The 3,033-nt window shown below is 70.9% G+C and carries 3 protein-coding genes; 2 read left to right on the top strand and 1 reads right to left on the bottom strand.

The features are described from left to right. Positions 1–147: 147 nt before the first annotated feature. The gene (locus QK444_RS34800) at positions 148–588 is read right to left on the bottom strand and encodes a DUF4254 domain-containing protein (protein WP_282786247.1); all 441 of its coding nucleotides are present in this window, start codon (positions 586–588) and stop codon (positions 148–150) included. A gap of 547 nt (positions 589–1,135) precedes the next feature. Here QK444_RS34800 and QK444_RS34795 point away from each other — a divergent pair. Next, positions 1,136–2,302: an amidohydrolase family protein gene (locus QK444_RS34795; protein WP_282786246.1), complete on the top strand. Its 1,167-nt coding sequence runs from the start codon at positions 1,136–1,138 to the stop codon at positions 2,300–2,302. A gap of 79 nt (positions 2,303–2,381) precedes the next feature. Next, the coding region (locus QK444_RS34790; RefSeq protein ID WP_282786245.1) for a PfkB family carbohydrate kinase at positions 2,382–3,033 on the top strand (652 nt) is incomplete at its 3' end.

The raw sequence follows: 3,033 nt of genomic DNA, 5'->3' as shown, positions 1-3,033 counted from the left end.
CGCCCCCCGGGGCCGCGCGCCCGGCCCGCCGACCGGATGGGTCGCCCATGCCTCGACCCATCCGCCGCACGGTCGGCGGCGCCCACCCCCTCGCGGGCGCCGCCGATGGCGTGCGCGGCCGGGTGGGTGCCCGCCGGATCGGCCGGGCTACTCGTATTCGCTGTCGACCAGGAGGTTGGGGAGGCGGCGGCGGCCCGCGGCGATGTCCTGGGCGAGGTCCTCGTAGGCGGTGGCGAGTTCGGTGAGGCGGGTGGAGGCGTCGTGGACGGCCTCGTCGGGGCAGGTGGTCAGGGTGAGATAGGCCAGCGCCGAGAACTGGGCCAGGCGGTCGACGACCGTGCCGACGGTCTCGGTGTGCAGGCGAGCGTCTCTCTCGGCCTTCGGCGACGCGGTGGCGACCCAGCGGTCGATATCGTGCACGAGGCGGGCGCGGTGGTGGTCGATGGCGGAGGTCGCGCCGGGGCGGGCGGCTAGGCGGCGCTCGTGCAGATCCGCGAGTAGGCCGGCGTACCGCAGCACCGGATGGTCGTCGGGAGGCAGGCCGCGGCAGGCCCGCAGCAGCAGGTTCTTGGTTGGGAGCGGGAGCACGGCGGCCATCCTGCTACGTGAATATCTCCGATTGGCAACGAAATTCGCCCCGGCTGAGATCGTTGTCGGCTGCGCCGTTCATGATCATTCGTCCATTCCGGCGGGCTGCGCGGCGTCGGTCGACGATCGGTGCGGCCCGGCCGGATCGCCACCGGTCGGCGGTCGGTGCACCGCAATCGGGGCACCGGTGGTCTTTGTCACCGCCGAGGTGTTGTATTCCCAAGGGCGCGTGCGGATGTGGCTGTGCGCATACGGTGGGAGGGGATGAGGAGACGGTGGATGCACGGGATGGCTCGGCATCGGGTGCGCGCGCCCGGTTCGACCGAGGTCCGCGGGCCGCTGCGGCGGTATCGGACGTGGTGGCCACACCCGCCGATGGACTGCTCGGTATGGTTCATCCGGTGCGCCCGGACCCGATCGTGCGGGGTGGCGAATTCGCCCCACGCACGCATCGGGTCTCTCGGCGCATATGCGGGTCTGTCGGGGACCGCATCGTTCGCCGAATACGGGGGAATGTCATGAATACGAAGAAGTACGGGGCGTCGCAGTGAGTGCCGAACTACATCTCGAGTTGCACCTGCGGGGCCGGGTCGTCTCCGCCGGATATCCGTTCGAGGACGGTGTGGTGACGGTCTCCGGAGAACGCATCACCGCCGTGCGATCCTTCACCGATTGGAAGGCGCAGCGGCCCTACTCGCCCACCCCGCTGCCGGTCGGCACGTTGCTGCCGGGCCTGGTGGACATGCACAACCACGGCGGGGGAGGGCACGGATTCGACACCCTCGACGCCGAGGAGGCGACGGCGGCCGCCGAATACCACCACGCGCTGGGCACCACCACGATTCTCGCGAGCATCGTCTCCGCGCCCGCCGACGAGATGGTGGAGCAGGTCGCCATGCTGCGCGAACTCGCCGCCGTCGGCATGATCGGCGGCATCCACGTCGAAGGGCCGTTCCTGGCGGACACCCGCTGCGGCGCACACGACCGGCACCACCTGCTCGCACCCGATCCGCGACTCACCTCCCGACTGCTCGACGCCGCGGGCGGACATCTGCGCGTCATGACACTCGCCCCCGAACTGCCCGGGTTCGACACGGTGGCCCGGATGCTCGCCGACCGTGGCGCGGTGGTGGCCCTCGGCCACAGCGAAGCCGACTTCGACGCCTTCTCGAAGGCCCTGCGCCCCAATGGGTTCGCCACCTCGGTTACCCATGTGGGCAATGGCATGCCGCCGATCCACCATCGCGCGTCCGGTGCGGGCGCCGCCGCGCTCACCGCCGCCTCTCGCGGGCAGATCGTCGTGGAGTTGATCGGTGACGGAGTCCATGTGGACGCCGGATTCGGCACCATGGTCTTCGCCGTCGCGGAGGATCAGATCGCGCTGGTCACCGATGCCATGCGGGCCGCCGGAATGCCCGACGGGCGCTACCGGCTCGGTGCGCGCGAGATGGAGGTCGGCGGCGGCGTGGCGCGGACGGAGGACGGCGCCATCGCGGGCGGCACCTCGCATCTGCTCCAGGGCGTCGCCTGGGCGGTGCGGGAATGCGGGGTATCGCTGGCCGAGGCGGTGCGGGCGGCGAGCCTCACCCCGGCGATCGCGCTGGGGCTGACCGAGGTCGGCGATCTGTGTCCAGGCCGGTACGCGGACGTTCTGGTGGTGGACGACGAACTGGGACTGCGGCGGGTGCTGCGACGGGGCCGTTGGCTGTCGTGATCGGCGGCGCACGCGCTGACGTGGCCCCTATTCGAAGCAAGGGCTTGCATCGGCCCGCGAGACAGGCAGAGTAATCAGGGTGATCCTCACCGTGACCATGAACCCGGCCTACGACATGACCTATCGGGTCGAGCGTTTCGATCGTGGCCGGGCACATCGGGTGCGATCGGTCGATCAGCGCATCGGTGGCCGCGGTATCAATGTCACCCGGGTGCTCAACCAGCTCGGCCGTTACGCACGGGCCACCGGATTCTCCGACCACTCCTTCGCGGCGGCGGCCGAACTGGAGATGCCGGTGGATTTCGTGCACGCGCTGCCCTGGGTGCGGCGCACGGTGGTGATCAGCGAATCCGACGACGGCACCGCCACCGCGCTGTGGGAGCCCGGGGCCCGCATCTCCGACGCGCACGCGGTGGAACAGCTGCGGGTGCGGGTGAGCGGGCTGCTCTCCGACAGCAGCGGCGTGGTGATCGCGGGATCGTTGCCCGGCGGGGTGGATGTGAGCGTTCCCGCGGAGCTGGCCCGGCTGGCCACCGACGCGGGCGTACCCGTGGTCTGCGATGTGGACGGGCCCGCACTGGAACTCGCGGCCGGTGTGCCCGGCGTCGTCCTCATGCCGAATACCGAAGAGCTGGAACGGCTCACGGGTATGCCGGCGACCACGCCCGCCGAGATCATGGCCGCCGTCGATCCGCTGGTCGCGCGGGGTGTCGGCGCGGTGATCGTCACGC

It is taken from the genome of Nocardia sp. CC201C (genome assembly GCF_030010695.1).
Taxonomy (GTDB): Bacteria; Actinomycetota; Actinomycetes; order Mycobacteriales; family Mycobacteriaceae; genus Nocardia; species Nocardia otitidiscaviarum.
The sequence above is the reverse complement of the archived record's forward strand: the minus strand, read 5'-3'. Positions and strand labels throughout refer to the sequence as shown.